The organism is Nocardia sp. NPDC004568 (genome assembly GCF_040609955.1).
Classification (GTDB): Bacteria; Actinomycetota; Actinomycetes; order Mycobacteriales; family Mycobacteriaceae; genus Nocardia.
Window position 1 is genome coordinate 1 of the sequence record NZ_JBEXLL010000164.1, and the last position, 3,680, is coordinate 3,680.

At 66.4% G+C, this 3,680-nt stretch carries 5 protein-coding genes; 2 read left to right on the plus strand and 3 right to left on the minus strand.

What is annotated here, in order from left to right; translation table 11 throughout:
* Positions 1 to 100 precede the first annotated feature (100 nt).
* Both ABZV91_RS32220 and ABZV91_RS32225 read left to right on the plus strand, forming a co-directional pair.
* Complete coding sequence (locus ABZV91_RS32220; protein WP_355249490.1) at positions 101 to 1,087, plus strand: hypothetical protein; 987 nt, start codon at positions 101 to 103, stop codon at positions 1,085 to 1,087.
* Between the two features lies 1 nt (position 1,088).
* On the plus strand, positions 1,089 to 1,577 hold the full coding sequence (locus ABZV91_RS32225; protein ID WP_355249491.1) for an LOG family protein: 489 nt from the start codon (positions 1,089 to 1,091) through the stop codon (positions 1,575 to 1,577).
* A 20-nt stretch (positions 1,578 to 1,597) separates the two neighbouring features.
* On the opposite strand, the gene ABZV91_RS32230 is transcribed toward ABZV91_RS32225, so the two are convergent.
* The 3 genes from ABZV91_RS32230 to ABZV91_RS32240 form a co-directional block, all read right to left on the minus strand.
* Positions 1,598 to 2,509: a nucleoside hydrolase gene (locus ABZV91_RS32230; protein WP_355249492.1), complete on the minus strand. Its 912-nt coding sequence runs from the start codon at positions 2,507 to 2,509 to the stop codon at positions 1,598 to 1,600.
* Positions 2,490 to 3,458 carry a nucleoside hydrolase gene (locus ABZV91_RS32235; RefSeq protein WP_355249493.1) on the minus strand — a complete coding sequence of 323 codons (969 nt, stop codon included), beginning with the start codon at positions 3,456 to 3,458 and terminating at the stop codon, positions 2,490 to 2,492. The genes ABZV91_RS32230 and ABZV91_RS32235 overlap by 20 nt, the downstream gene beginning before the upstream one ends.
* A gap of 20 nt (positions 3,459 to 3,478) precedes the next feature.
* On the minus strand, positions 3,479 to 3,680 hold a 202-nt coding region (locus tag ABZV91_RS32240; RefSeq protein ID WP_355249494.1), incomplete at its 5' end, for an integrase core domain-containing protein.

A 3,680-nucleotide genomic window follows, 5' to 3' on the forward strand; every position in this document is an offset into this window, starting at 1 on the left:
CCGGAGGGTCGGACGGCCACTCCTGAGAAGCCACAACAGGCAAGAAACCATAAGCCACATCCGACCCTCCTGGGCCGATTAACAACTTACGGAGATAGCCATGTCCACCGATGACTCCGCACGATGGGTCAAACGCGGTGCCGGCGTGGTCGATGAGAACGTCCTCGACCAACTACACGCCGATCTTTCCCATCTCGCCGCCGACTACCTCACCAAGCCCCCACTGGAACTGATTCCGGCCTTGGCGAGGCTTCGACGCGAGGTATTCGACTTGGTCGACGCCCGTCAGCGACCCCGGTTCCTGCCGGATCTTTATCTGATCGCGGGCCAGGTGTGCGCGCTGATGGCTCATGCCTGCGCCGATCTGGGCCGCCCTTATGACGCAGATACCCATGCCCGCACCGCGTGGTTCGCTGCCGACTACGCCGAGGACCAGCACCTCATGGCCTACGTCCGATGGATCCAGGCCAACGTCGCCTACTGGGGCGGCGACTACCACCGCGCAGCCCAATACGCCCAGACCGGACTCGCCGACATGACCGATATAGCGACACGGCTGCGGCTGGCGAGCCAACTCGCACGAGCAGAAGCCGCCCGCGGAGATGACCGCGCGGCGTTGGCCGCGCTCGATATCGCCATGGATGCACTCGGCCGGGTCCAGCCCGGTGCCGCGGCCTCACCCGGGGTCATGTACTTCGATCCCGGCAAGGCCCGCTACTACGCCGCCGAAGTGCACCTCGCCCTGGGCGGTCGACAGCACAGCCGGGTCGCGCTCGGCCACGCCGAAGCAGCCCTCGCACTGTTCACCGAGACCTCCCCGCCCGAGTTCGTGGCCGCCGCACAGATCGACGCCGCCCACGCGCACCTCGGGCTCGGCGATATCGAGGCCGCCAGCGCACACGTGCACAACGTGCTAGCCCTACCTGTCGAACTGCGCACCACACCTATTACCGAGCGGGTCACCAAGATCGCAACGGAATTCACGACCTTGGGCGCAGGCACACGGACCACCCGCGAACTCACCGATCGAATAGGGCTGTTCACCGCCTACACTGCCCGAGAGAATCGCAGCAGCCTCGAGGAGTGATGTGCCCGCAATCCAGGTCGCCGTCTGCGGCCCCCGCGACTGCACCGACACCGATGCAGCCAACGCCCGGGAAGTAGGCAGACTCCTCGCCTCGGCAGGCGCCACGGTCCTGTGCGGCGGCGGTTCCGGCGTCATGGCAGCCGTCGTCGAAGGCGCCGCCGCCGCCGGCGGCCTGGTGATCGGCATACGACCCGACACCGACCGCGCCGCGGCCTGCGAAGGATTGTCCGCCGTGCTCTACACCAACATGGGCGAAGCCCGAAACGCGATCCTGGTGTGGTCCGCCGACGCCGTAATCGTCGTGGGCGGCTCCTGGGGCACGCTGTCAGAACTCGCCCTCGCCAACCGACGAGGCGGCATACCCGTCGTCTCACTCGGAGGATGGACAATCCTCGGACCGGCCGGAGAACCGGTACCGGCAGCCATGGAAGCCGAATCCGCCCACGCCGCAGTAGAAACAGCACTATCTGCGCTCCGAACAGGTACGTGACCAGCCCCAAATCACCTCGGTCAAGGTCTGCGGTCGATGAGTTGCCGGCTCAGCCAGTTCATGAATGCGGAGTAGTCCGCCCCCGTGCTGACCCGGACAGGGCTGCCCCGGTCGTGGTCGATGCTGGCCCGGCCATCGTCGCCGACGATGATCGGGCGTGGGTCCACGGTGACGAACCCCAGTCCCAGCGCGACCGAGAGGGTGAGCGGGTCGTGCATTTTGGTGGTGTAACCGAAGTCTGTATCCCACCGGTCGATGTGTTCGACCAGCAGTGCCGCCCACGGCGGCGCGCCGGGTGCGCCGAGCTGCTGGTAAAGCGGGTGCCCGGGGTACAGCGCGATCGTGTCGGTGAAGGTGACATCAGCCAGCACGAGGGTGAGGTGCCGGGCGCGGGTGAGAATGTAGCGGGCGGCGTCGGGGTCGAGGCGAAAGTTATGCTCGGCGCGACCACGGCCACGAGGGTCCGGGTGGTGGAGGGCCCCGCCCATTTGAGTGATGATCAGCCGGTCGGCCAACTCCGGAGCGGCCCTCAGCACCGAGGCGAGGTTGGTCAACGGCCCGCACCCGATCCACCGAACCGGGCCGGAAGTCGTCGCGCACACCGTCCGCACCGTGCCCACCACATCAGCTGTTGCGCCGGGGACAGTTTCAGGGGTCATGCCGTCGACGACCCAGTACTTTGTGTTGCCGAGATCGGCGCCAGCGGTGACCGGAACCTCGGTGCGACCCAGCAGATCGAGCTGGTGGCGTGCGAATCGGGCTCGCTCACCGCCGACCTCATCCGCGGTGAGCACCGCCGCGAGCTCGGGCACACGCGCTGCACACGTGACCATGACCGCGTCGTCGGGATCACCGCCGATGTCGGTGTCGAGAATGATCGGTGAGCTGGCATCGGACGAGACCTGACGGCGGTTACGCGGGCAGACCGTCATAACGCAGCTGGTAGCCGTCGTCGGGGTTGGCTGCCGCCGCTGTGCCCTTCTCGGTCAGAACCCAGACGCCCGGAGCCTCGCCCTCGTCGTCAGCGTTGTTGATGCGTTCGATGTAGCCGTGGCGAGCGAGCCAGTTCACGGTCCGGGCCGCACTGTGGATCCGTGGCAATCGGAGCCGTTCGTAGAGTTCACGAGCCTGAAGCTGTTCACCGTCGGCCATCGCCTCCAGAACCCGCCGCTGGGTGGCACTGAACGGCTTCCATCCCTGACCTTCGGCGGCTTCCATCGTCGGGGATTCGACGGTCGCCCCGGAACCGGCGGTGACCCACTGGCAGTGGCGGGTTGGCGCGGCCGAGCAGCGGTACAGTCCAAGCCCAGCAGCGAGAGTCTCGACCAGCCAGGCCATAAACGATCCATACGCCACGTCGGTGGCGACTTTCAGAATCCGTCCCTCGGGGTCGCGGTACAGACGGGCATCGGGCTCGATCCGGACCCGGCAGTCCTGGAATTCGACGAACGGCAGGCCGAGCGCGGCGGACAGTGCCAGCGGGTCATGCATCCTGCTGGGTTTGCCGAGGTCGAACCACCGCGCCAAACCCACGGCCAGCCACCGCGCCCACTCCAGGTTCCCGGGGGCAGTGAGCAACCCATACAAGAAGGAATCCCGGCCGATGGTGATGTCGTCGACGCCGGTGAAATCCGAGAGCAGCAACCGCGGACGCACCACGGTGCGCAGCGCCACCCCCGCGGCGACCGGATCCAATCGAAGATTGTGGGACGCTCGTGTCTTGTCCCGGTAGCGGTCGAGCCAGCCCCCTTGCTGGGTCACCTGGATCCGGTCGGCCAAGCCCGGTTCCGCGTGCACGACGGAGGCAAGGTTGGTCATGGGGCCTTGGCCGACCCACGTGACCGGGCCGCTGCTGCGCTCACACGCTCGGGTGAGGTTCACCCCGAATGGTGGACAGGGGATCAAGCAGCCGTAGCAGCTGCCGATAGTGATTGTTCATAAGCGATCGGGCTGATCATCCCGATCGTGGAGTGACGGCGCCGAGTGTTGTACCAGTGCATCCATTTGCCAACCGCGGCAATGAGTTCAGCTTTCGTCGCATAAACATGCCGGTAGTAGTGTTCGTGCTTGAACGTCGACCACAGCGATTCCGCGGCGGCGTTG